At 63.7% G+C, this 21,745-nt stretch carries 21 protein-coding genes; 4 read left to right on the forward strand and 17 right to left on the reverse strand.

Annotated features, from left to right (window positions below; translation table 11 throughout):
- The first annotated feature begins 24 nt into the window (after nt 1–24).
- Together AC0L2K_RS10095 and AC0L2K_RS10100 are read left to right on the forward strand one after the other, a co-directional pair.
- Nucleotides 25–1,101, forward strand: a complete 1,077-nt coding sequence (locus tag AC0L2K_RS10095; RefSeq protein ID WP_473531285.1) for a vWA domain-containing protein — start codon at nt 25–27, stop codon at nt 1,099–1,101.
- The gene (locus AC0L2K_RS10100) at nt 1,101–1,988 is read left to right on the forward strand and encodes an amidohydrolase family protein (RefSeq protein ID WP_473531286.1); all 888 of its coding nucleotides are present in this window, start codon (nt 1,101–1,103) and stop codon (nt 1,986–1,988) included. The genes AC0L2K_RS10095 and AC0L2K_RS10100 overlap by 1 nt, the downstream gene beginning before the upstream one ends.
- A gap of 202 nt (nt 1,989–2,190) precedes the next feature.
- On the opposite strand, the gene AC0L2K_RS10105 is transcribed toward AC0L2K_RS10100, so the two are convergent.
- From AC0L2K_RS10105 to AC0L2K_RS10175, 15 genes are all read right to left on the reverse strand, one after another.
- Nucleotides 2,191–3,627 carry a DHA2 family efflux MFS transporter permease subunit gene (locus tag AC0L2K_RS10105; RefSeq protein ID WP_473531244.1) on the reverse strand — a complete coding sequence of 479 codons (1,437 nt, stop codon included), beginning with the start codon at nt 3,625–3,627 and terminating at the stop codon, nt 2,191–2,193.
- Nucleotides 3,628–3,946: 319 nt separating this feature from the next.
- On the reverse strand, nt 3,947–4,747 hold the full coding sequence (locus AC0L2K_RS10110; RefSeq protein WP_287240994.1) for a 3-methyl-2-oxobutanoate hydroxymethyltransferase: 801 nt from the start codon (nt 4,745–4,747) through the stop codon (nt 3,947–3,949).
- Between the two features lie 38 nt (nt 4,748–4,785).
- Complete coding sequence (locus tag AC0L2K_RS10115) at nt 4,786–5,100, reverse strand: MocE family 2Fe-2S type ferredoxin (protein ID WP_419693839.1); 315 nt, start codon at nt 5,098–5,100, stop codon at nt 4,786–4,788.
- A 44-nt stretch (nt 5,101–5,144) separates the two neighbouring features.
- Nucleotides 5,145–6,233 carry a fatty acid desaturase family protein gene (locus AC0L2K_RS10120; RefSeq protein WP_473531245.1) on the reverse strand — a complete coding sequence of 363 codons (1,089 nt, stop codon included), beginning with the start codon at nt 6,231–6,233 and terminating at the stop codon, nt 5,145–5,147.
- A 91-nt stretch (nt 6,234–6,324) separates the two neighbouring features.
- Nucleotides 6,325–7,506: an aldose 1-epimerase family protein gene (locus AC0L2K_RS10125; protein ID WP_473531246.1), complete on the reverse strand. Its 1,182-nt coding sequence runs from the start codon at nt 7,504–7,506 to the stop codon at nt 6,325–6,327.
- A gap of 16 nt (nt 7,507–7,522) precedes the next feature.
- Nucleotides 7,523–8,305, reverse strand: a complete 783-nt coding sequence (locus AC0L2K_RS10130; RefSeq protein ID WP_473531287.1) for an ATP-binding cassette domain-containing protein — start codon at nt 8,303–8,305, stop codon at nt 7,523–7,525.
- Nucleotides 8,302–9,306: an ABC transporter permease gene (locus AC0L2K_RS10135; protein ID WP_473531247.1), complete on the reverse strand. Its 1,005-nt coding sequence runs from the start codon at nt 9,304–9,306 to the stop codon at nt 8,302–8,304. Before AC0L2K_RS10135 ends, AC0L2K_RS10130 begins: the two co-directional genes overlap by 4 nt.
- Nucleotides 9,307–9,367: 61 nt before the next feature.
- Nucleotides 9,368–10,309: a sugar ABC transporter substrate-binding protein gene (locus tag AC0L2K_RS10140; protein WP_473531248.1), complete on the reverse strand. Its 942-nt coding sequence runs from the start codon at nt 10,307–10,309 to the stop codon at nt 9,368–9,370.
- A gap of 25 nt (nt 10,310–10,334) precedes the next feature.
- Nucleotides 10,335–11,249: a sugar phosphate isomerase/epimerase family protein gene (locus AC0L2K_RS10145; protein ID WP_473531249.1), complete on the reverse strand. Its 915-nt coding sequence runs from the start codon at nt 11,247–11,249 to the stop codon at nt 10,335–10,337.
- A gap of 26 nt (nt 11,250–11,275) precedes the next feature.
- Nucleotides 11,276–12,388, reverse strand: coding sequence for a Gfo/Idh/MocA family protein (locus AC0L2K_RS10150; RefSeq protein WP_287065544.1), 1,113 nt, complete (start codon nt 12,386–12,388; stop codon nt 11,276–11,278).
- 35 nt (nt 12,389–12,423) lie between these two features.
- On the reverse strand, nt 12,424–13,515 hold the full coding sequence (locus tag AC0L2K_RS10155) for an ABC transporter ATP-binding protein (RefSeq protein WP_128247700.1): 1,092 nt from the start codon (nt 13,513–13,515) through the stop codon (nt 12,424–12,426).
- Nucleotides 13,516–13,519: 4 nt separating this feature from the next.
- A complete protein-coding gene (locus AC0L2K_RS10160; protein ID WP_473531250.1) occupies nt 13,520–14,605 on the reverse strand; it encodes an ABC transporter ATP-binding protein in 1,086 nt (361 codons plus the stop codon).
- Entirely contained in the window at nt 14,602–15,561 is a 960-nt protein-coding gene (locus AC0L2K_RS10165; RefSeq protein ID WP_473531251.1) for a carbohydrate ABC transporter permease, read from the reverse strand. Before AC0L2K_RS10165 ends, AC0L2K_RS10160 begins: the two co-directional genes overlap by 4 nt.
- A complete protein-coding gene (locus AC0L2K_RS10170; RefSeq protein ID WP_287052730.1) occupies nt 15,558–16,418 on the reverse strand; it encodes a carbohydrate ABC transporter permease in 861 nt (286 codons plus the stop codon). The genes AC0L2K_RS10165 and AC0L2K_RS10170 overlap by 4 nt, the downstream gene beginning before the upstream one ends.
- Before the next feature lie 78 nt (nt 16,419–16,496).
- Nucleotides 16,497–18,110 (reverse strand): extracellular solute-binding protein, encoded by a 1,614-nt coding sequence (locus tag AC0L2K_RS10175; protein ID WP_473531252.1) that lies wholly within the window; start codon nt 18,108–18,110, stop codon nt 16,497–16,499.
- Nucleotides 18,111–18,481: 371 nt separating this feature from the next.
- On the opposite strand from AC0L2K_RS10175, the gene AC0L2K_RS10180 reads away from it, so the two are divergent.
- Both AC0L2K_RS10180 and AC0L2K_RS10185 read left to right on the forward strand, forming a co-directional pair.
- On the forward strand, nt 18,482–19,513 hold the full coding sequence (locus AC0L2K_RS10180) for a LacI family DNA-binding transcriptional regulator (RefSeq protein WP_287249989.1): 1,032 nt from the start codon (nt 18,482–18,484) through the stop codon (nt 19,511–19,513).
- A gap of 95 nt (nt 19,514–19,608) precedes the next feature.
- Nucleotides 19,609–19,812, forward strand: a complete 204-nt coding sequence (locus tag AC0L2K_RS10185; RefSeq protein WP_473531253.1) for an SIP domain-containing protein — start codon at nt 19,609–19,611, stop codon at nt 19,810–19,812.
- Nucleotides 19,813–20,028: 216 nt separating this feature from the next.
- Here AC0L2K_RS10185 and AC0L2K_RS10190 read toward each other — a convergent pair whose 3' ends face one another.
- The gene (locus tag AC0L2K_RS10190; RefSeq protein ID WP_023798619.1) at nt 20,029–20,463 is read right to left on the reverse strand and encodes an aconitase X swivel domain-containing protein; all 435 of its coding nucleotides are present in this window, start codon (nt 20,461–20,463) and stop codon (nt 20,029–20,031) included.
- Nucleotides 20,460–21,707, reverse strand: a complete 1,248-nt coding sequence (locus tag AC0L2K_RS10195) for an aconitase X (RefSeq protein WP_473531254.1) — start codon at nt 21,705–21,707, stop codon at nt 20,460–20,462. Before AC0L2K_RS10195 ends, AC0L2K_RS10190 begins: the two co-directional genes overlap by 4 nt.
- Nucleotides 21,708–21,745 lie beyond the last annotated feature (38 nt).

A 21,745-nucleotide genomic window follows, 5' to 3' on the forward strand; every position in this document is an offset into this window, starting at 1 on the left:
CCCTTGCTCGGCTTTGGCCGGCTGCTGCGCCGCTACGGCTTTCCGGTTGCGCCCGAGCAGGTGTCAGGCTTCATGCAGGCGGTGACGCTGCTTGGGCCCCGCTCGATGGCCGACATCCACGAGGCGGCGCTTGCCACGCTGGCGCCGCCGCCCGACCGCCGCGACGAATTCGAGGCGCATTTCCGGAGCTATTTCTACGGCAACACGGCTGCCCTCGTCGAGGGCGAGGCTGACGAGGAAACCCGCATCAAGGATGACGGCGGCGCCAGCGACGAGGACAACGAGGTGGCGCGTCAGGAGGAAGGCGGCGCGCTGTCGTCCGGCGCAGAACAGCTGAGCGCCCGCGACTTCCAGCGCGTCGGCGACGGGCTTGCCGCTTTCCGCCGCAAGCTCGCTAGCGCCCTGCCCGCCCGCCGCTCCTTCCGCACCGTGCGCACGCACGCGCGCGGCAAGCTCGATCTGCGCCGCTCGCTGCGCGAAATCGTCAGTGCCGATGGCGATATACCGTCGCCGCTGCTGCGCCGCCGGCAGACCGTGCCGCGCAAGCTCTTGCTGCTGATCGACGTGTCCGGCTCGATGAAGCTCTACACATCGGACTATCTCAAGCTGGCGCATGCAGCGGTGCAAGGCGCGGACCGGGCTGAAATTTTCACCTTCGGCACGCGGCTGACCCGCATCACCACGGCGCTGCGCATTCGCGACCGCGACCAGGCGCTCACCCGCGTGGCAGCATTGGTCGACGACTGGGATGGCGGCACCCGCATGGGACCGACGCTGCTCGCCTTCCTGTCGGTGCCGCGCTTTTCCTCATTTGCACGCGGCGCGGCGGTCGTCATCCTGTCGGATGCGCTGGAGCGCGGCGACCATGCCGAGCTTGAAATGGCGATGCGCCGGCTGAGCGCACGCGCCTTCCGGCTGTCGCTGGCGACGCCGCTGGCCGGCGACCCGCGCTTTCAGCCGGCCACGGCAGCACTTCGCGCCATCCTGCCGGTGCTCGACGATGTCGTCGACGGCTCATCGATCTCGGGTCTCAGAGATTTCATCCTGTCGCTCGCCCGCCCCGCTCCGGCGGCGGCAGCAATCTGGAAAAGGGTTTCATGATGAAAAAGGCGATCGACGCGCATTTCCACATCTGGCGCCAGGAGGACCAGCCCTGGCTGCGCGGGCCGATGGTGCCGCGCATCTTCGGTCCCTACGAGCCGATCCGACGCGACTACCCGATCGAGGAATTCCTCGCCGACCAGCAAGGTTCTGATATCGAGAAGGCGGTCTATGTCCAGACCAACTGGGCCAAGGAGGATTTCGAGAAAGAAGTCGCCTTCCTGCAGACGACGGCTGACGAAACCGGTTGGCCGCACGCCATCGTCGGCTATGCCGACATGACGGTGGACGACGTGCGCCATCAGATCGACCGACTGATCAGGTACCCCCTGCTGCGCGGCGTGCGCATGCAACTGCACTGGCACGAAACGCCGGCCTTCCGCTTTGCCGCCTCCGCCGACCAGGTCGTCGACCCGAAGGTGCGGGCCAATGTGGCGCGGCTGAAGGACTATGGTCTGACCTTCGACCTGCAGCTTTTCCCGGCTCAGATGAAGGACGGGCTGACGCTTGTCGGCGAAAATCCTGAGACCAATTTCATCCTCACCCATGCCGGCATGCTGACAGACATGTCGGAGCAAACCACGCAAGCCTGGAAGGCCGGCCTGCGCACGCTTTCAGCGGCGCCAAACCTCTACGCCAAGCTGTCCGGCCTCGGCACCTTCGTCCACCGCAACGACCCGGCGCTGATCGCCTACATCGTCGACAACGCAATCGACATCCTTGGCAGCGACCGTCTGATGTTCGGCTCCAACTTTCCGATCGAAAAGCTGTGGACCAGCCACGCCGAACTGATCAAGAAGCACCGGGAGGCGGTGGCCAAGCATGGTGCGGCGGCAGAGGCGGACATTTTTTGGAACACAGCGGAGAAGGTATATCGGCCGGTGTAGCCGGCGCCCTTTCCTTCTCCCCTTGCTTGTGGAGAAGGTGGCCGAGCGAAGCTCGGTCCGATGAGGGGTGCTGGAAGGATCTCTACCTCCAAGACGTAAGCACCTGAAATTCCTAAATTTTTTTCTCGCCGCGTTTCTTCCAGCACCCCTCATCCGTCTCGGCGCTACGCGCCGATCCACCTTCTCCCGCAAGGGGAGAAGGTCACGCCCGATGGCCCGAAACCTCGGCGCCGGCGGCCCGCGGCAGCGCCAGGAAGCGGAACGAGGCCACGAGCCCGATGGCGCCGATCGCCAGGAAGGCGAGGCGGAAGTCGACCAGGTCGGGCACCGCCCCGGCCCTGGCGATCTGCGACAGGTTGAGCAGCGCCGCGGCGACCGCCACGCCGAACAGCATCGCCACCTGCTGCAGCATGCTAGACAGCGTCGCCGCCGAGCTGCGCTGCGCCGAAGCGATATCGGCGAAGGCCAGCGTGTTGAGCGCGGTGAACTGCATCGAACGGGTCAGTCCGGCAATCAGCATCAGCGCCACCACCAGCGCTTGCGGGGTCTGCGGCGATATCGCGGCGCAGGCCATGATCGATAGCGATGCGATCACGCCGTTGACGACCAGCACCGAACGGAAACCGAAGCGCTTCAGCGTCGGCGTCGTCACCGTCTTCATGCCGAGATTGCCGAGGAAATAAGCCAGTATCAGCATGCCGGCATCGACGGGTCTCAGGCCGAATCCGACCTGGAACAGCAGCGGCAGCAGGAACGGCGTGGCGTTGATGGAGACCCGGAAAATGGTGCCGGCCGACAGTGTCGATATGGCGAAAGTCTGCACTTTGAATGCAGCAAGGTCGAGCAGCGGATTTTTGGCGCGCGCCAGGTGCCGCACGGCCAGCCAGCCGATCAGGACGCCCGCGCCAAGCAGCGCCACGGTCGGCAATGCGCCGTCTTGCGGATGGGCGATGCGCTCGAGGCCGTAGAGCATCGAGGCGAGCCCGACCGAGGTCACAAGGAAGCCCGGCCAGTCGAGCGGCCTGGTTTCGGAAGCGCGGTCGCCGGGAATGAAGCGGGCGACCAGCGCCAGGCCGACCGCGCCGAGCGGAATGTTGATGAAGAAATTCCAGTGCCAGGACAGATAGGTGGTGATGAAGCCGCCAAGCACCGGCCCGATCACCGGCGCAAATAGCGCCGGCCATGTGATCAGCGCGGTGGCGTTGAGAAGCTCGGACTTCGAGGCGTTGCGCAGCACCAGGATGCGGCCGACCGGTGTCATCAGCGCACTGCCCAGGCCCTGCACGGCACGCGCGGCGACGAACTGGGTCAGGTTCTGCGAGATGCCGCAGGCGATCGAGGCCAGCGTGAACAGGGCGATCGCCACAAGGAAGATGTTGCGCGCGCCGAAGCGGTCGGCGAGCCAGCCGGACAGCGGCACGAACACCGCCATGGTCAGCATGTAGACGGTGATGCCGATGCTCATCGCCACTGCCGGCACGCCGAAGGATTCTCCCATCTGCGGCAGCGATGTCGAGATGATCGTCGAATCCAGAAGCTGCATGAAGAAGGCGACGGCGACGATCAATGCCACGCGCCGCGCCTGCCGCGCCGCCGTCGCGGTTTCGGGCAAGGCTTTGTTTTCGGGAATGGCGGTCATGCGCAGAACTGTACGAAAGTTTTTCCCGCGCCACTGGGAACCAGGCGATTGTCCGGCAAATCGATGACGCACCGGTTTGAACAGCATTTGGGCGGCGACGTCCAGACATGGCCCAACAAACTTTCGTGTCGTATCGCGACCTGTCGGTCGGATGAGAGGCGCTGGGAGGATCGCTACATCGAAGCCATAAGCACTTCAAATTCCACGATATTTTCCTCGCCGCGTTTCTCCCAGCACCCCTCATCCGTCTCGGCGCTACGCACCGATCCACCTTCTCCCACAAGGGGAGAAGGTCACAGCAGGTCCTGGCCGGTGCGTCTCATTCCGCGTCGATCTTCTCCATGAACTGGCCGAGCTGGTCCGGGTCCATATGCACCACATGCTTGTCTTCGGGATAGGCCAGGCTGTTGACGTCGGCGACATATTCGGAAAAAGCGGCGATGCGTTGCGCCTGCAGGCGGTCATATTCGGCGGCGAAATTGCGATAGACCTTGGAATGGCGCGGCATGTGGCCACGGTTCTGGCCAAGGATGTCGTCGGCGAACAGATATTGCGCGTCGCAGCCGGTGCCGGCGCCCATCGACAGCATGATCAGCGAGGTGCGTTCCGAAATCGCCTTGGCTACCTCGACCGGCACGACTTCGATCTCGGCGCCGATCGCGCCGGCCGCTTCGTATTGCTTGACGGCCTCGAAAATCTGCATGGCGCTGTCGGCGGTCTTGCCGACAGCCTTGAAGCCGCCGGTCCAGGTGGCGCGCGACGGGATCAGGCCGACATGGCCGATCACCGGGATATTGTCATCGGCCAGCCGTTTGACGGTGGCAAAACCGGCGCTGCAATAAACCGCGTCGGCGCTCGCCTTGTAGAGCCGGAACGCCCAGCGGACGAAATCGTCGGCTGTGCCGATCTCGTAGAAATTGTCGCCCGGCATGGTGAACAGGCTGGGTGCGGCATCGCGGTATTGCGGATCGAGCACCAGTTCCGGCGGCACCGAGACAATGTCGACCCCGGCTCGTTCGGCGGCCTCGGCCTCGTCCATCGTCAGCACCCGCAGCATGGTCAATTGCCGCTTGCCCTTCATGGCGCGCAGGTCTGCCACCGTCGGTCTTTTCCGGCTCATCGATTCTGGTCCCCTATGTTACGTGAATGGAAGGCCGGTCAGGCGATCTTGATCATCACCTTGCCAGCTTCGACCTTCACCGGATAGGTCTGCAGATTGACGCAGACCGGCGCGCCCTTGGCCTGGCCGGTCTTGTAATTGAAGCGGCCATTGTGCTTGGGGCATTCGATGATGTCGTCCATGACAAGCCCATCGGCCAGATGTGCCTTTTCATGTGTGCAAAAGCCGTCGGTGGCGAAGAATTCGTCATCCGGCGAACGGTAGATTGCGAAGCTGCGCCCGCCACGATCGAAGCGGATGACATCCTCTTCGTCGACATCGTCCACAGCGCATGCCTCGACCCAATCGGCCATCTCTGTTTTCTCCCGAAATTTCGCTTTGCTGTGCGGCGTAGCGCCTATTCCGCTGCTGCCGACATGTTCACTTCGTGGAACTCGCCACGATAGGGCCGTGCCCTCGGCGGCAGTTCGCGCTTGAGGAAATAGTCCTCGTATTTGAGCTGCCTGAGCAGGACCGGCCAAACCTCGCGATAGGCATGCCACATCGATGGGTTCGGCTCCGGCAGATCGTGCTTGATCAATTCGTGCAGCCTGGGCAGCGCGTGATAGGGCACCATCGGAAACATGTGATGCTCGACGTGGTAGTTCATGTTCCAGTAGATGAACCGGCTGATCGGGTTCATATACACGGTCCTGCTGTTGAGCCGGTGATCGACGACATTGTCGGCCAGGCCGATGTGCTGCAGCAGGCCGGTCAGCACCATGTGCCAGGTGCCGTAGAGGCGCGGCACGCCGATGAGCACCAGCGGCACCCACGACTGCATGAAAACCGCGAGCGCGATTGTGGCGATGTAGATGGCGATATGCCAGCGCGCGGCAGTGACGGCGTTGTGCTGTTCCATCTCGGGCACGTAGCTTTTCTCGTCCGGCGTCAGCTTGCCGAACGCCTGGCGTGCCAGTGCTGGGAGCGAATAGCGAAAGTCGAGGATACCGGTGAAGGCGAGTGCGGTGCGCAGCAGGTCCGGCGGGCGCATCACGGCGATCTCGGCATCGCGTCCGACGATGATGGTGTCGGTGTGATGCCTGGCATGGCTCCAGCGCCAGGTCACCGGGTTGCGCATCAGCATGAAGCTGGCAATCTGGTAGACGACATCATTCATCCAGCGCGTGCGGAAAGCCGTGCCGTGGCCGCATTCGTGCCAGCGCGAGTCGCTGGCCGAGGCATAGAGCACGCCATAGACGAAGAAGAATGGCACGCACCACCAGGTGCCCCAAAAGTAAACGCCGCCGGCGGCGGAGACCAGGATGGCGCCCAGCCAGATGGCCGTGTCGCGGATTGCCGGACTGTCGGAACGTTGCATCAGTTCCTTCATCGTCTTGCGCGGCACATCGGTATGGTACCACTCCGCCGAGGCTAGCCCGGTCTCGATCGCAATCCGCGTGCTTTCGCCGACCAGGCTGTAATCGCGCTTCACCTTGCCAGCCATTGTGACCTCCAATTTCCGAACGGCCGCGAGCCCTCTCCACTCCGGCCGAGGCCAGCCTTCCAACTGGTGTTTCGCATCGCCTTCGCCATTGTCACGACCTGCCTCCGAGAACAGGAAAATGACCCGATGGCCGCGGATAATCCTCCCGCGGCTGCCTGGCAATCGCTGCGATCCGGCTCTCGGCGGCGGCGATCTCGCCGGCGCCGTCGAGAACCCGGAACACCGCATTGTAGGAGCGGCTTTCGCCGTGCTCCAGCCAGATCATCTCGCCGCGCTCGCGCGCTGCCAGATTGCCCAGCACATGATGCGTCGACGGCTCGATGCCGAGCGCATAATGCCCAGCCTGGAAATTCTGCCACTCATAGGCGCAAGGCATCTGGTGCTTGCGGGTGACGACTTCGAGACCGAGGCCGAGACGGTCGTTGACCACCGCCACCGGCACGCCGCCGTTGGCGTCGGCGCCGAGTTCGTGCTGCCAGACCTGTTCCGTGAAGCCCAGTTGCGGTGCCGGCGCCGTGCGGTAGCCGACCTTCTGCGCTTCATAGCGCTCGCCGGCATGGCCCGCCCAGACGACGTCGCGGATCGGCGCCAGGTAGCGCGAGCCCTCGTCGAGCACCGGATGGCTGACATTGATGTGATAAAAGTACATATGCGGCGTGCGGCTAAAACCGTGATTGACGACGCGGTCCGAAAGCCGGATCTCGTTGCCGCCGACATCGGCCTCGATCCGCCGCAGCAGATGCAGATCCTCACCGAACACCGTCGACTGCTGAACGATGCCTTCGGCCCACAGCACGCAGCGGTCGCCGTCCCATGTCTCGCCATAGCCGGTCAATCGCGCCGGGATGGTGCTGACGCGGCCATGCAGCGAATGGCGCACCGTCTTCTTCGGCGGATAATTATAGCTGTCGGCGGGTACCTCGTTCATGAACAATATGTGGTCAAGGCCGCAGGTCAGCAGCAGGCCGGAAAACGACCGCGCCCAGGCCAGCCCCTCCTCGCCTTCATATTCGTGCAGGCCGGGATGGCGAAAGCCGCTCGGCGAATGCCAGCCGATCGCCTGGCCCCTAAAATCGCAATCGGCGATGTCGAGCGCCCGGTCGACCAGCGCGGTGAAGCGCAGGCCGGAGCCGGTGCGGAATTCGAGCATGCGGATGCCGCGCTCCACGCCGTCGCCGAGCGTCATCAGCCGCACGCCGGCGAATTGCGACAGCATGCCGGACCGCTCCGAGACCTGCCGGCGCGAAAGCGTCTTGCCGTAAAGCTCTACCATGTGACGGCCAGTTCCTTCACTTCGCTCTCGTCTCCTTGAGCAGGGCCGACATGTCGGCGCCGGTGATGATGCTCTCCACCGTCAGCAGGTCGGTATCGGCGACTGTCTGCTCGGCGACGATCTCGCCGCGGCGCATGACGATGACACGGTCGGCGACCTGGAAGACGTGGTGGATGTTGTGGGTGATCAAAAGCACCGAATGGCCGGCGTCGCGCACCTCCTTGACGAAGCGCAGCACGCCGTGCGTTTCCTCGACGCCGAGATTGTTGGTCGGCTCGTCGAGGATGATGACCTTGGCGGCAAACTGCATGGCCCGCGAAATGGCGATCGACTGGCGCTCACCGCCCGATAGCGTGCTGACCGGCGCATCGGCGTCGAGTTTTTTCGAGATGCCGACGCGCTTCAAAAGCGCCGCGGCGGCATCGCGCAATTTGGCGAGGTCGAGCGGCGCGAACACGCCCAGCCATTTCAGATTGACCGGCTCGCGACCGAGAAAGAGATTGCGCGCGATGCTCAGGTCCGGCGCCAGCGAGGTATCCTGGTGGATCGTCTCGATGCCGAGATCCATGGCGTCGCGCGTCGAGCGGATCGAGACTTTTTGGCCGCGCACATAGATGTCGCCGCGGTCGACGGGAAAGACGCCGGAGATCGCCTTGATCAGCGTCGATTTGCCGGCGCCATTGTCGCCGAGCAAGGCCACCACTTCGCCCTCGTTGAGGGTGAAGGAGGCGCTCTTCAGCGCGCGGACGCTGCCGAAGGATTTTTGCAGATTGTGCAGCCGAAGCACTTCCATGGTCAGCTCCTGGCGGCGTTCTTCTGCAGCAAAGCGTGCAGGATGAGCATGGCAAGGATGATGACGCCGACGAAGATATTGTAGGCGAGGCCGGGCACGCCGATCAGCACGATGCCGTTGCGGATGCTGCGCAGCATCAGCGCGCCGACGATGGTGCCCAGGATGGTGCCGCGCCCGCCGGTCAGCGCCGTGCCGCCGACCACCACCATGGCGATCACTTCGAGCTCGTATCCGGTACCGGCTACCGGCGAGGCGGCCGAGATGCGGAACGCACTGATCATGCCGGCCAGGCCCGCCAGCACTGAGGTCAGGATGAACAGCCAGACCTTGACCGCAGCGGCCGGCACGCCGCGCGCCACCGCTGCGTTGCGGTTCGAACCGACGGCGCTGATCCAGTTGCCGAGCTTGGCGTAGTGCAGCACGTAGATCGCCAGCAGCGACAGGCCGATGAACCACCACAGCGAGGTATAGAAACGGAACGTTCCGATATTGAAGCTGCCGGCCAGCAGTATCACGAAAAAGCCAGGCTGGTCCCAAGATTTCAGCGGAAAGCCTTGCGTGATGTAGTGCGCAGCACCTCGCACGACGAGCAGCATCGACAGCGTCACCAGGAACGAGGAGATGCCGATCTTGGTGACGATCAGCCCGTTGACCGCACCGATCGCTATGCAGAGCAGCAGGCCGGCAAGCAGCGCGATGCCGATATCAAACCCGCCGTTCTGCACCAGCAGCATGACGACGACCGGCGCTAGGCCGAACACGGCGCCGACCGAAAGGTCGAACTCGCCCGCCGTGAGAAGCAGCGTCATGCCGAGCGCTATGATGCCGAGTTCGGGCAGGAACGCCATCATGTTGGAGATGTTGAGCGGCGACAGGAAGTTCGCATCGGCAATCGCGAACACCGCCAGCAGGACAATCAGGATGACGAGCGAAGAGAATTGCGGCGAGCGGATCAGGCTCGACCTGCGTTTGGAGCGCGGCATTTCCTGTTCTGCGGCGATAGTCATGACTGCTTGGACCATATCTCAGGACGGCGCCCGCCGCCTGCGCAGCGGGCGTCAGTTTCAATCACTTGTCGTAGAGTTTCAGGATCGGTTCGACGCTCGATGCGTCGTAGAGGCTGAAAGTGTGGATATCGTAGCCGATCGGTTCGCCCGCGGCAGCAAGCCCGAGCAGCGCCACCGGCATGAAGCCCTGCGCCGACGGAAACTGCCAGGCAGCCGCGTTGACGAAGCCGGCCTTGACGGCTTCGGCGGTCTCCCGGGAATTGCCCCAACCTACGACCGGGATCGTGCCGGCCGGCACGCCGGCGCCGTCGAACACCCGCTTGATGCTGGCCGCCACGGAATCGCCGAGCGCGATGATCGCCGGCGGATTGTTGGCGACCATGTAGTCGGTCATCTTGGCGATGATGCCGGCCGGATCGGTGCCGCAATCGACCACGTCGTATTTGATGCCGAGCGGATCGAAGACGCTGGCGATGCCTTCGGTCTCGAGCTGCTGATAGCTGGCGCCCGGCACTTCCACCGGCAGGAACACCTTGTCGCCTTGCTTCACCATCTTGTGGTCGACCAGATATTTCGCCCAGATGACGCCGGCTTGCCTGAGGTCGGAGCCGACATAGGCCTGCCGACCGGTCGCTGGATCGTCGGTGTTGAAGAACACGATCGGGACGCCAGCCGCCTTGGCTGCCTTGACCTTCTCGGTCCATAGGCCGGGCTGCGCCGAGGTGGTGGCGATGCCGTCCGGCTTGGCGGCAAGTGCGGAGTTGAAGGCCTCCTTCCGCGCCGCCATGTCGCCGCCGCTGAACGAGATCTTGCAGGTCACCTTGAGCTGGTCGCAGGCCTTGGTCGCGCCTGCATTCCAGTCGATCCAGAAGGCGTCCGACGGGCCGCCATGCGACAGCAGGTAGAACGTCTTCTGAGCATCCTGCGCCAGCGCCGGTGCAGCCAGTGCAACACCGGCGAACACGGTCGCCGCAGCCGCGATTTTCGATACGAATCTCAACATTCTCTTCCTCCCTTTTTTGTGGCCGTCACAGTCCGTTGGCGCGGAATTTCTCGTCGAGGAATTTCTTGGCGCGCGGCACGTCGTCCTCCGAAAGGTGCTCGATGATGACCGGGATGTTCGGGTGCTTTTCGGCCAAACGCTTGAGATAGAGGTCGTAGTTCAGCGAACCGAGGCCGGGCGCCGGCAGCTCGATCTCGCCGACACCGCGAAAAGTGTGGCTTTCCAGCGCGTCCTCGTCGCCGATATCGGCGTGCTTCTCCGACTTGTCGCCGCCCGAGCGCTTGACGTCCTTGGCGTGGGCTATTTTGATCTTGTCGGTCAGGGTGTCGAATACCTGGTTCAGGATCTGGTCCATCCTGTCGATGTTATGGGTCTCGAAATAGTTGGTCGGATCCATCAACAGGCCGAGGCCGGGATGGTCGACCTGCGCGAACATCTTCACCGTCTCCTCGACCGAGCCGACGACATTGTTGACATAGGTTTCGAGCAGGAACACCGCGCCGTGGTCGTAGGCGGTCTGGGCAAGGTCGGCGATGACCTTGCGGCATTCCTCAAAACCTTCCTCGGTCTTGTTCTTGGGATGGTGCACCCAGTCGGATTCGGTGTTGTAGGTGCCGGTTTCCGAGATCACGTAAGGCGTGCCGAATTCGCGCGCATTGCGGATGATCTCCTTGAGATAGCCGACGCGCCTCTCGCGCTCGCCCATGTCCGGATGAATGATGTTGGTGTAGCCCGACACGCAGCACACCGGCAGGTTATGGTCGCGAAACGTGTCGCGAACTGTCCTGGCCTTTTCCTTGGTGATCTGCCCGACCGACAGGTCGATATCCCTGAAATGCAGGTCGAGCTGCACCGTGTTGAGATCGAGCGCGCGGATCTTCTGCGCGGTTTCCTTAAGGCCGTACGGGAAATAGCCCGTGAAGATACCTGCCTGCATCATGATATGAAATCCTCCCTGTAAGCGATTCAGTTGATTGGGTTTATCGAGATTTCGGACAGCTTGACCGTGCGGCGCTCGTCGATCGAGCGATAGCCGGCTTCGATCAGCGCCATGGTCTTGGTGTTGTCGGCGACGGAAAGTGCCGGCGGCTCACCCGTCTTGACCGCATGCTGGAGTTGCTCCATCACGCCGATGAAGGCATGCGGGAACCACATCGTCTCCCAGCTGGGTGTCACCCATTCGCCGCCGGTGGTCTCGGTCGAGGCATAGGTCAGCGTTGAGGGCGAACCCGTCGGCCAGCCGATCGTGCCCTTGGCGACGCCCTTGGTGCCGTCGACGCGCCAGTTGATGTGCTGGTCGTCCCTGTAGCCGTCCTGGCGCGGGCCGGACCAGACATCCTCCAGCGATACGGCGAGCACGCCGGACGGAAATCGCATCGTCGAGACGGTGATGCCGTCGGAATGGTCGAAACGCGTGCGCGGATCCTTGCGGGTCAGCGTGGTGATCTCGTCGGGATCGCCGAACAGGAAACGCAGCACGTCGAGATGATGGACGCTCATGTTGGCGAGCGTCAGCCGGTCATAGTCCTCGAGAAATGTCTGCCAGTGCGGGATCGCATGCATGTCGATCTGCGCGAAGACGATATCGCCGAGCGCGCCGCTGTCGATGATCTGCTTCAGCACCCGCATCGACTGGTCGTAGCGCATGTTCTGGTTGACCGAGAGGATCTTGCCGGCCCTGGCCGCCTCGTCACGCAGTTTGACCGCTTCATTGAGCGACAGCGCCAGCGGCTTTTGCGCCAGGATCGCCTTGATATGCTGCTGCTTCAGCGCATGGCGGATCAGTGCCGGCTGCTGGTCCGGCGGAAACGCAAGGTCGATGATCTCGACATTTTTGTCCTCGATCAATTGTTCCGGCGTGTCGTGGACGGTCGGTATCTCCCAGCGCCTGGCGACCTTCTCGGCGCTGGCCTTGGTCCTGGAGGCGATTGACACCACGGGAAAACCAGCTTCCTGGTAGGCCGCAAGGTGACATTCGGCCATGATCATGCCGGCGCCGACGCAGCCGATCCTGTATTCCCTGGTGCGGACTTTAACGTCCGGCTCGAAGTCCTTGCCCGCTATTCCTTCGCCAGCCATCTGATCCTCCCGAAGCTCGTTTCTTAGAACCGCTGTCATCGCGCCAGCGCTGCCCCGCTTTGCCCAAAATAATGCACCCTGCCCGGCTCGCAGGATATCGCCACCATCGCGTCCGGCCTGATATCGGGCTGGCCGCGCAGCAGTGCCCGCAGACGCGCCTGCCCGGCGGCGAGTGTCACCACGGTGTAGCCGCCGAGCGGCTCGACCTCGAACACTCGCGCCGGGCGGCCCGCGCGCCCAACCGACATTCCATCATCCGATATTTCCCCATCCTGCCAGGGCCGGACCTTGATGTCTTCCGGCCTGAGCCCAATCTCGACGGCATCGGCCGGCGCGGCCTTGTCCGCGATGCGGATCGTGCCTTCGGCCGCCTCCATGCCTTCCGCGCCGCGCACCGACTTCAAGATGTTCATCATCGGCGAACCGAGCAGCCGCGCGACATAGGTGCTGGCCGGCCGATCATAGATCTCGGCCGGCGCGCCGGTCTGCCTGATCCTGCCGTTTTCCAGAATGGCGATGCGGTCGGCGACAGACATCGCCTCTTCTTGGTCGTGCGTGACATAAATCAGCGTCTTGCCGAGCTCGCGCTGGATGCGCTTCAGCTCGACGCGAGTCTCCTCGCGAAGCCTGGCGTCGAGCGCCGAGATCGGATCGTCCATCAGATAGGCATTGGGGTCGCGCACCAGCGCCCGAGCGATCGCCACGCGCTGCCGCTCGCCGCCCGAAAGCTGCGCCGGCGGCTTATGCAGGATGTGGCCGATATGCAGCTTGGCCGCGACGTCTGCGACACGCTTTTCGATTTCGGCCTCGGCGACCCGGCGTTCGACCAGGGGAAAGCGGACATTGTCGCGCGCGCTCATATGCGGAAACAGCGCCAGGTTCTGGAACACCATGGCGACATTGCGTTCGGCCGGCGACACCGTGTTGACCGGCCTGCCGCCGATCAGGATTTCGCCGGCGTCCGGCGTCTCCAGCCCGAGCACCAGACGCAGCACCGTCGACTTGCCCGATAGCGGCGGGCCGAAGAAGCAGAAGAACTCATTGTCGTTGACAGTGAACGAGGCGTCGTCGACGGCGAGCGTGTCGCCATAGCGTTTCGTCACATTGCGGAAGACGATATCGGCCATGGTCTCAGCCCGCCTTCATGGCAAGGCCGGTGGCGGCGTCGAACACACGCACGGACGCCTGGGCCGGCGCGACAACCGCTGTCTGCCCGATCGCCAGCCCGACGTCATTGTCGAACACCGCCTTCACCGTGCTCTCGCCCTGGCCGAAATGGACGATGGTGCGCGCGCCGATGCGCTCGACGAACGTTACCGGCATCGACAGGCCGCGGTCTGAGAGAATCACCTGCTCAGGCCGAAAGCCGTAGAGCACATCTTCGCGCGCGGCCCTCACCGCCGGGGCGAGATTGTCCGGCAGCGGCGGCGTGACACCGATCGGCCCGAGATCGATGACCAGGCCACGGTCGCTTTCCGCCGGCCTGCCCTTGAGCAGGTTCATGCCCGGCGCACCGATGAAGCGGGCGACAAAGACATTGGCCGGATCGTTGTAGACCTCGAGCGGCGTGCCGACCTGCTGCAGCACGCCATGGTCCATCACCGCGATGCGATCAGCCATGGTCATCGCTTCGAGCTGGTCGTGGGTGACATAGACCATGGTCTGCCGGAACTGACGCTGCAGCTGTTTCAATTCGGTCCGCATGACAGCCCGGAAGGCGGCGTCGACATTGGACAGCGGCTCGTCCAGCAGGAAAATCGCCGGCTCCATGATCGCCGAACGGCCGATCGCCACGCGCTGCAATATGTTGACCGACAGCCTGTCGGCCTTGCGGTCGAGCAGCGGCGTCAGTTGCAGCATCTCGGCGATCGCGCCCACGCGGCGGTCGATCTCTGCCCTCGGCGCGCCGCGCATTTTTGGGCCGTAGGCGAGGTTCTGCCGCACGCTCATATGGGTGAAGATCGCATAGTTCTGGAAGACGAAGCCGACGCCGCGCCGCCCCATCGGCACGCCGGCCATGTCGCGCTCGCGGAACACGATCTTGCCGCTGGTCGGCACTTCCATGCCGGCGATCATGTTCATCGTCGTCGACTTGCCGCAGCCCGACGGCCCAAGCAGCGCCATGAACTCGCCGTCGGCGATGGCAAGATCCACCGTCTTCAAGGCGGTAAAGTCGCCGAACTTCTTGACCAGGTTCTGCAGGTGGATGGCGCTCATGCCGTCACCTCGCGTGCCCGGGCCATGCGCTTCATGGCAAACACCGCGGCGATGGACAGCACGATCAGGATGGCCAGCGCGATCGCCGCGACATAGCCCCAGATCAGGTCCTGGGTGGTGAGCTTGTAGATGTAGACGGAAATGGTCTCGGTGGCGACGCCGGGACCGCCGCCCGTCATGATGTAGAGCGTGTCGAAGATCTTGAAGTTCTCGATGACCCTGATTGCCAGTGCGATGATGATGATCGTCTTCATCTTCGGCAGCACGATGGTGACGAAGCGCTGCCAGGGATTGGCGCCAAGCAGCGTCGCCGCCTTGATCTGGTCCTCGGGCACGCCAACCAGGCCGGCAAGCAGGATGAGGAACATCAGCGGCGTCCACTGCCAGATGTCGGCGAGCATGACGGCGATGAGCGCCAGCGTCGGGTCCGACAGCCAGGCGATGGTGACGGGAAAGCCTGATAGCGCCGACAGGACGTCGTTGACCGGTCCGCCTGACTGGAACAGCATGAAGAACATGTAGCCGGCCACCGCCGGCACCACCATCATCGGCATCAGCAGGATCGAATAGAAGATCCGCTTGCCCGGGAACTCGTCGGCAAACAGCGTGGCGAGTGCTAAGCCGAGCAGGAATTCCGCCGGCACGCAGACGATCATGACGATGGCCGTTCTCTTGAGCGCGCTCCAGAAGCGCGCGTCGGCGGCAAGGTCGGTGTAGTTGGCGAAGTTGTTCCACAGCGACCAGGCGCTCCACCAGCCGAGGCCGGACAGCGGCGACCAGTCGGTCAGGCTGATATAGAGCTGCATCAACAGCGGAAACACCGCGATGAACAGCACCAGGATCTGCGCCGGCAGTGTCAGCCGGAAACCGAGCTTTACCCCTTCGTCCCGAAGGGTCGGCTTTGCCTGGACGGTTTTCATCACGTCCTCCGGAATTGCGGCAGTCGCGGCGGTCATTGCTTGAGCGCCCCGAAGGTCAGCCCGCGCACCAGATGGCGCTGGATGGCGATACCCATGATGACAGGCGGCACCGCCGCGATCAGGCCGAGAGCTGCCTTGGCGCCATAGAGCTGCCCGGTCATCGAGGAGGACAGCGAGGCCATGTAGACGGGTACCGTCACCCATTCGCGCGTCGTCAGAAGCAGCGCGATCAGATAGTCCGACCAGTTGAGGATGAAGACGAACAGCGCTGCACTGGCCAGTGGCGCGCGCATCATCGGCAGCGTGATGCGGGTGAAGACGCGCAGCCGCGAGCAGCCCTCGACCAGTGCCGCTTCCTCGATCTCGCGCGGCATGTCGTCGAAGAAGGTCTTCATCAGCCAAAACGCAAAGGGCAGCGTGACGATGCCGTAGATCAGCGACAGCCCCCACCAGCTGTCGGTGAAGTTGAGGAAGGCCCACATGATCATCACCGGGGTCATCACCGCCATTGGCGGAAACAGGCGGAGCTGGATCAGCGCCAGTGGCAGGTTCTGGCCCGAGCCAAAGCGCGACAGCCCGTAGGCCGCCGCGGTGCCCGCCGACATGGCGATCGCCGTTCCGAAGGTGGCCGACAGCAGCGACGACAGGATCGGCTTCAGGGCGGTGCGATCGAGCGCGACGATGAGGTTGTTGGTCGATTCACCGAAGACGAAGCGGAAATTGCTGAGCGTCGGATCCTTCGGCCACCAGGTCAGCTCGGCGCCGGTCGCCGACCATTCGGCGATCGGCTTGAAGGCCATCGACACCATCCACAGGATCGGCACCAGCGTCACCGCGATGGCGGCAAGGATCGCTGCATAGCGGAATATTTCGAAGGGAACGGAACGCTTCATCTTGCCGCTTTGCTGGTACCATCGTTTGCGGAGGCGAAGCGCAAACTTCTCGCCTCCATTTGGATCCGGGGAGGAGGATCAGCTGACCGGATCGAGAACGGTGGGCCAGGCCTCCTTGTTGGTCTTGATGGCTTCGAGAAGCTTCTCCTCGCCGGTGCGGCGGGCGATCTTCTTCCATTCGACCTCGGTGTCGGCCATCGCCTGCTCGGCGGTCTTGGCCTTGGTCAGCGCGGCGACGAGGTTCTCGTCCAGCGCGTTGTGGAAGGCGGTGGCGCCGGGATAGTTGATGGTCGGGACGGTGCGGGCAACCGTCTCGCGCACCACATCCATGTGGTAGGCGTGATAGGTCTGGCGGACCAGCGGGTCGGAGAAATCCGACAGCCGGAACGGATCGAAATAGCCGCCCGGATTGGCGGTCATCCAGGCATAGATGCGGCTCGATCCCAGCCACTGCAGGAACAGGTAGCAGGCCTCGGGATTCTTGGCCTGCGACGAGACCGAGGCCGACAGATTGAGCCACAGCACCGAGCGGCTGATCAGCTTGCCGTCGATCTCGCGGCCTGGCGGCAGCATCGAGCCGATCTTGCCGGTGACAGCTGAATCCTTGTTGCCGGCATTGTCGAGGAATTTTGGCAGGTTGGAGAAGGCGCAGGTCATGGCGCCGCCGCCCTTGGCGAAATTGCCATACTGCTCAGGCCAGCCCCAAGAGATCGCATCCGGCGAATGATGGACAAGCGATGCGATGTACTCGTTGGTAGCAGCAATGCCTTGCTCGGAATTGATCAGCGGCTTGCCGGTATCGTCGAACAGGAACTGATTGGGCGAAGCCATTGAGACATAACGCTGATACCAGTTGGTGTAGCCCCAGCCCTGGTTGCGCAGATCGGTCGATCCGAACAGGCCCTTGTCCGGCCGCTGGAAGAAGGCGGCGATCTCGTCATGCTGCTTCCAGGTCTTCGGCGGCGCCAGCTCGTAGCCATGCTTGTCGGAGAAGGCTTTCTTCTCGGCCGCGTCGCCGAACAGATCGGTGCGATAGACCCAGGTCTGGAAATCGCCGTCCAGCGACACGCCATAGGTCGAGCCGCGATACTGGTTGAGCAGCGAAACGCCCTTGGCGCCGTCGACATAGCCGCGCTCGGGGTCGTCCCATTCCGGCTTGTACTGGGCGACGAAGTCGTCGAGCTTCAGGATGCCGCCGGTTTCGGCGAGGTCGCCGAGACGGTTCCATTCCACCGCGTAGATGTCATAGGCCCCACCCTTGGTGGAGATGTCCTGCATCGTCTTGGTGAATTCCTGGCCGTTCGGCACGCCGACGATCTCGATCGGAATGCCGGTTTCCTTCTCCCACAGATCCTTGATCGAGGGCGCGCCGGCGGGAAATTGCTGCGTCAGTTGGCCGATCGAGCCGTCGGACAGGCCAAGCACGATCTTGGCCGGGGCCTTGCCGGCCCCCTTCATCGCCTTGGCCGCCTCGATGGCGCGGCCTTCCGGCGTGTCGGGCCCATATTGATAGCGCTCCGAGCCGTCGAAGCCGGTCGGGCCGCCGATCATGCCCGGCGCCAGCGCATCGGCCGCGTAGGCGCGGCTGGGGCGGATGAATTTCGGTGCGATACCTGCGGCGGCAGCAAGCACGGCCGCCTTTCCACCGGACGCCAGCAGACGGCGCCGCGACATGCGGATCATATCAGACATTGGAAGTCCTCCCTCGAGGGCCTTGTTCCTCCACGGCCCTCATGATGGATATTGACGGCAGTATGGGAGGGCTGTCAACATCATAAATAATCAAAACACATCATAACATCGCAATTGAGGGGAAAGGATGCAGTCCAGCGAGGTCAGCCAACGGCACCTAGTGCTTGAATTTGAGGGACCGAGCGCCGCGCCGATCCTTTTCGGCCCGGCTCGACGATTTGGTGTAGCGCGCCGGGCTTGCGCATCGGCTAAGGCCGGATACATCATTTCCCATCAGAATCGCGGATGGCATGAAGCGGTCGTCCGGCATTCGAACCGTTGAACGCGCGATTTTGATGCGCGATAGCGCGCAAGCAGTGAGGTGATCGACTGTGCGGTCCACCCTGACAGACATAGCCCGGGAAGCCGGCGTTTCAGCCGCGACGGTCGATCGTGTGCTCAACAACCGCGCCGGGGTCAGGGCGCGCACCCGCGAGGTCGTGCTGGAAACGGCGCAGCGGCTGGGCTACATCGCTGAGAATTCGAACAGCCCGACCACGCGCCACGCGCTGTCCGGTGCTGTGATACGGCTCGACTTCGCCCTGCCCGCCGGCACCAATTCCTTCATCAAGATGCTGCACCGGCACATCGAGGCGCAGGCGCAATCGCGGCCAGACCTCGATGTTCGCGTCGCCACGATCGAAGGCTTCAATCCCGACCGGCTTGCCCGCCTGCTGCAGGAATTGCGCGGCCAGACGCAGGGCGTCGGCGTCATCGCGCTCGATCACCCGACGGTCCGCGAGGCGATCCGTTCGCTGTCGGCCAGCGGCGTCAAGGTCGTCACCATCGCGTCCGACATCCTGCACGTACCGAGGGTCGCCTATATCGGCATCGACAACCGCGCCGCCGGCCGGCTCGCCGGCTATCTGCTCAACCGCTTCATGGGCGCTGAGCGTCCGGGCAAGGTCGCGCTGTTCGCCGGCTCGCTCTCCTATCGCGGCCATGAGGAACGTGAGATGGGGTTCCGCCACATATTGACGGAAGAATCGCCCAATTTGCAGATCGTCGAGATGCGCGAGATGCTCGACGACCGGGAAAAGGCCTATGCGGAGGCCTCCGCCCTGCTGGACCGGCATCCGGACCTGGCCGCGATCTACAATGTCGGCGCCGGCAACACCGGCATCGCCCGCGCGCTCAAGGAGCGAGGGCGGGCGCTGGCGACCGTGTTTCTCGGCCATGAAGTGACCGAAGGCACCAAGGAGCTTTTGCTCGACGGCACGCTCGATGCGGTCATCGACCAGAACCCGCGCGTCGAGGCCCGCGAAGCGCTCAACACCTTGACCCACGCGATCAGGGGCTTGCCCTACGAGTTGCACCAGCCGAGGCTGCAAGTGATCTTCAGAGAGAGCATCCCGGAGATCTGAACGGAAGGGTCCCGGGATTACCCGGGAAAGAGAGGCAGCGCCAGCAGGTGCAGGCTGTGGCGCTGCGGCGATCAAGGTAATCTTGAGCTCAATGCGTGCGGATTGTTGTCTTCGGGATGACGACGACCGGGATCGCCTCCGCATGGCCGACCGGCTCGGCGTTCGGCTGGTTCGCGGCGGAAGCAGCTGCCGCCAGGATCGTTCGCGAACACTGGCGCGGCACGCTCGGGCTTGGCCGCGACGAGACGCTGGCGGCGGCCTACTGGCGACGTGGCACGGCAGAACTGATGGCCGGCTGAAAAAGACTGTTTTGAAGGCGAATGCAACGCAAGCGATCCCCCTCTCCCCGTTCTTCACGGGGAGAGGGTAAGGGTGAGGGGCAGCGCGAACGTTGAGTAGAAATTCCGACGCTGGTGCTGCCCCTCATCTGCCTGCCGGCATCTTCTCCCCGTGGAAAACGGGGAGAAGGGGCTAGCCGCGACTCGACGCGACAATTCCCAATCACTCACTTTAGATCATTGCCCAATATTGACGATCGCCCGGTCATCCTCGCCGAGGCCGATCGCGATCCGGTCGCCGGAGACAATGCCCGATATGTCGCAGACGACCAGCGGCATGCTGATTTCGTAGAGGAACTCGGCGACGATGGCGCCAACGGCCAGGATCGGATCGGGCCGCTGCAGGATGATGCCGGCCGGCGCCGTGCCCCGGCGGATCGCCTCGGCCAGGACCGAAGACGAGGACGACGATCCCCGCCCGGATGCCATCACCAGGATCTTGCCGGCGACGTTGCCGCCCGGGTGCGAACGGTCGATGATGTCGCCCGTTTCGGCATCGACGCCGCCCCAGAAGCTGAGCGCATGCGACAGCACCAGCGCCGATCCCTGCGCCTCGCCGGCAAGCTGGAACGTGCCAACTCTGTTCTGCGCTCGACTGTCCTGTTGGCTCATCGCGCGCCTCGCACGACGCGGCCGGCAGCGGCCGAGCGAACGCAGTCTGCCAGGTCGCCGAAGACCACCGACACGCCGATATTGCCGGGCGCATAATGCGCCCATTTGCCGGAATTGGTCATCACCACGCCGTCGAGACGCTCGAGCACCGAGGTGACATAGGTGCAGGTATCCGTAACCGGAATGAGGCCGAACGCATCCATGCCGGCAAGTTGGCCCTCGTCCTGCAATCTCTTGAAAGTGGCGCGCCCGGTGTTGACGTAGATCGGAATGCCCCTGCCCGGCGCCACCTCGCGCAGCATCGCCAGCAGGCGCATCCACTCCTCGTGCGAAAAATGCGGCGTGCCGAGCGATACGGCCGCAAGCGGCGCGCCGTCGGGGACGCTCGACAGTTTTGCCAGCGCCTGGTCGATGTCGGCGCGACAGATCCGGATCGTCGCCTCCGGCGGCACGCCGCGAAATGCCTCGTCGAGCGTCCTTGCTTCCGGCGTGATGCCGACCGCATGAAACAGCGCCACCGCACCTGTCGTTGCCGCCGCCGCGCCAAGCGCCTTCAGCTGATCCTCGTCGCGCGGCTGCGGCAGGCCCGATATCACAGGAATGCGGTCGCCACTCGCTTGCCCGATGACCAGCCCGACGCCGACGAACAGGGCATCGGCAGGTTCGAAAGAACCGGTCAGCTCGAACAGGATCTGGCCGCGCCGATTATCGGTCAAATGCAGTCCCCAGGCCGGCGCGCGCCCGGTCATCGCGCAGCACAGATCGATGAAATCGCCATAGCGGTTGGTCCGCGCACCGATCACCGAATTGGCAAAGACGATGGCGTTGGACTCGCCCCAGGCGATCTGCTCGCCAAAGCCCGGCCGGAACCGCGTCTGATAGGGCGCGCAGGTGAAGGTCGCCTGGCAGCCGAGTTTTAGATGCGCCTTCATCAGCCGCCGCGCCGGCACCTCTTGCGCGGCCGGCATCTTCACCAGCCCGGGATGGATGAGGTCGAAGGAACCGACATTGAGTGTTGTTGGCACGCTGACGCGGCCGCCGCCCTCGACCAGCCTTTCGACGAAATCGAGGCTGGCCTGGCCGTGATAGAGGCAGCCGTCGATATGCGCGCCGGCAATGTCCAACAATTTGCGCGCGCCGACGGCGTTGGAAAAGGCGACCAGTATCTTCATCGCTGCGGCCACGGCCCGGCCGTGCTCGCCGCCGAGCATCGACTGGTCGCCCGCACTGAGTTCAAGCGTCATCGGGTGTTCCGCTTTCCCGCACTATGCAAGACCATGCT

The sequence above is a fragment of the Mesorhizobium sp. WSM4817 genome, from assembly GCF_055811135.1.

Coding starts and splice junctions, on each gene's coding strand:
- AC0L2K_RS10190 (WP_023798619.1), bottom strand. CDS start 20,463: ATGAGCCAACAGGACAGTCGAGCGCAGAACAGAGTTGGCACGTTCCAG.
- AC0L2K_RS10195 (WP_473531254.1), bottom strand. CDS start 21,707: ATGACGCTTGAACTCAGTGCGGGCGACCAGTCGATGCTCGGCGGCGAG.
- AC0L2K_RS10150 (WP_287065544.1), bottom strand. CDS start 12,388: ATGGCTGGCGAAGGAATAGCGGGCAAGGACTTCGAGCCGGACGTTAAA.
- AC0L2K_RS10160 (WP_473531250.1), bottom strand. CDS start 14,605: ATGAGCGCCATCCACCTGCAGAACCTGGTCAAGAAGTTCGGCGACTTT.
- AC0L2K_RS10105 (WP_473531244.1), bottom strand. CDS start 3,627: ATGACCGCCATTCCCGAAAACAAAGCCTTGCCCGAAACCGCGACGGCG.
- AC0L2K_RS10115 (WP_419693839.1), bottom strand. CDS start 5,100: ATGGCCGATTGGGTCGAGGCATGCGCTGTGGACGATGTCGACGAAGAG.
- AC0L2K_RS10165 (WP_473531251.1), bottom strand. CDS start 15,561: ATGACCGCCGCGACTGCCGCAATTCCGGAGGACGTGATGAAAACCGTC.
- AC0L2K_RS10155 (WP_128247700.1), bottom strand. CDS start 13,515: ATGGCCGATATCGTCTTCCGCAATGTGACGAAACGCTATGGCGACACG.
- AC0L2K_RS10110 (WP_287240994.1), bottom strand. CDS start 4,747: ATGAGCCGGAAAAGACCGACGGTGGCAGACCTGCGCGCCATGAAGGGC.
- AC0L2K_RS10145 (WP_473531249.1), bottom strand. CDS start 11,249: ATGATGCAGGCAGGTATCTTCACGGGCTATTTCCCGTACGGCCTTAAG.
- AC0L2K_RS10175 (WP_473531252.1), bottom strand. CDS start 18,110: ATGTCTGATATGATCCGCATGTCGCGGCGCCGTCTGCTGGCGTCCGGT.
- AC0L2K_RS10125 (WP_473531246.1), bottom strand. CDS start 7,506: ATGGTAGAGCTTTACGGCAAGACGCTTTCGCGCCGGCAGGTCTCGGAG.
- AC0L2K_RS10135 (WP_473531247.1), bottom strand. CDS start 9,306: ATGACTATCGCCGCAGAACAGGAAATGCCGCGCTCCAAACGCAGGTCG.
- AC0L2K_RS10120 (WP_473531245.1), bottom strand. CDS start 6,233: ATGGCTGGCAAGGTGAAGCGCGATTACAGCCTGGTCGGCGAAAGCACG.
- AC0L2K_RS10170 (WP_287052730.1), bottom strand. CDS start 16,418: ATGAAGCGTTCCGTTCCCTTCGAAATATTCCGCTATGCAGCGATCCTT.
- AC0L2K_RS10140 (WP_473531248.1), bottom strand. CDS start 10,309: ATGTTGAGATTCGTATCGAAAATCGCGGCTGCGGCGACCGTGTTCGCC.
- AC0L2K_RS10100 (WP_473531286.1), top strand. CDS start 1,101: ATGAAAAAGGCGATCGACGCGCATTTCCACATCTGGCGCCAGGAGGAC.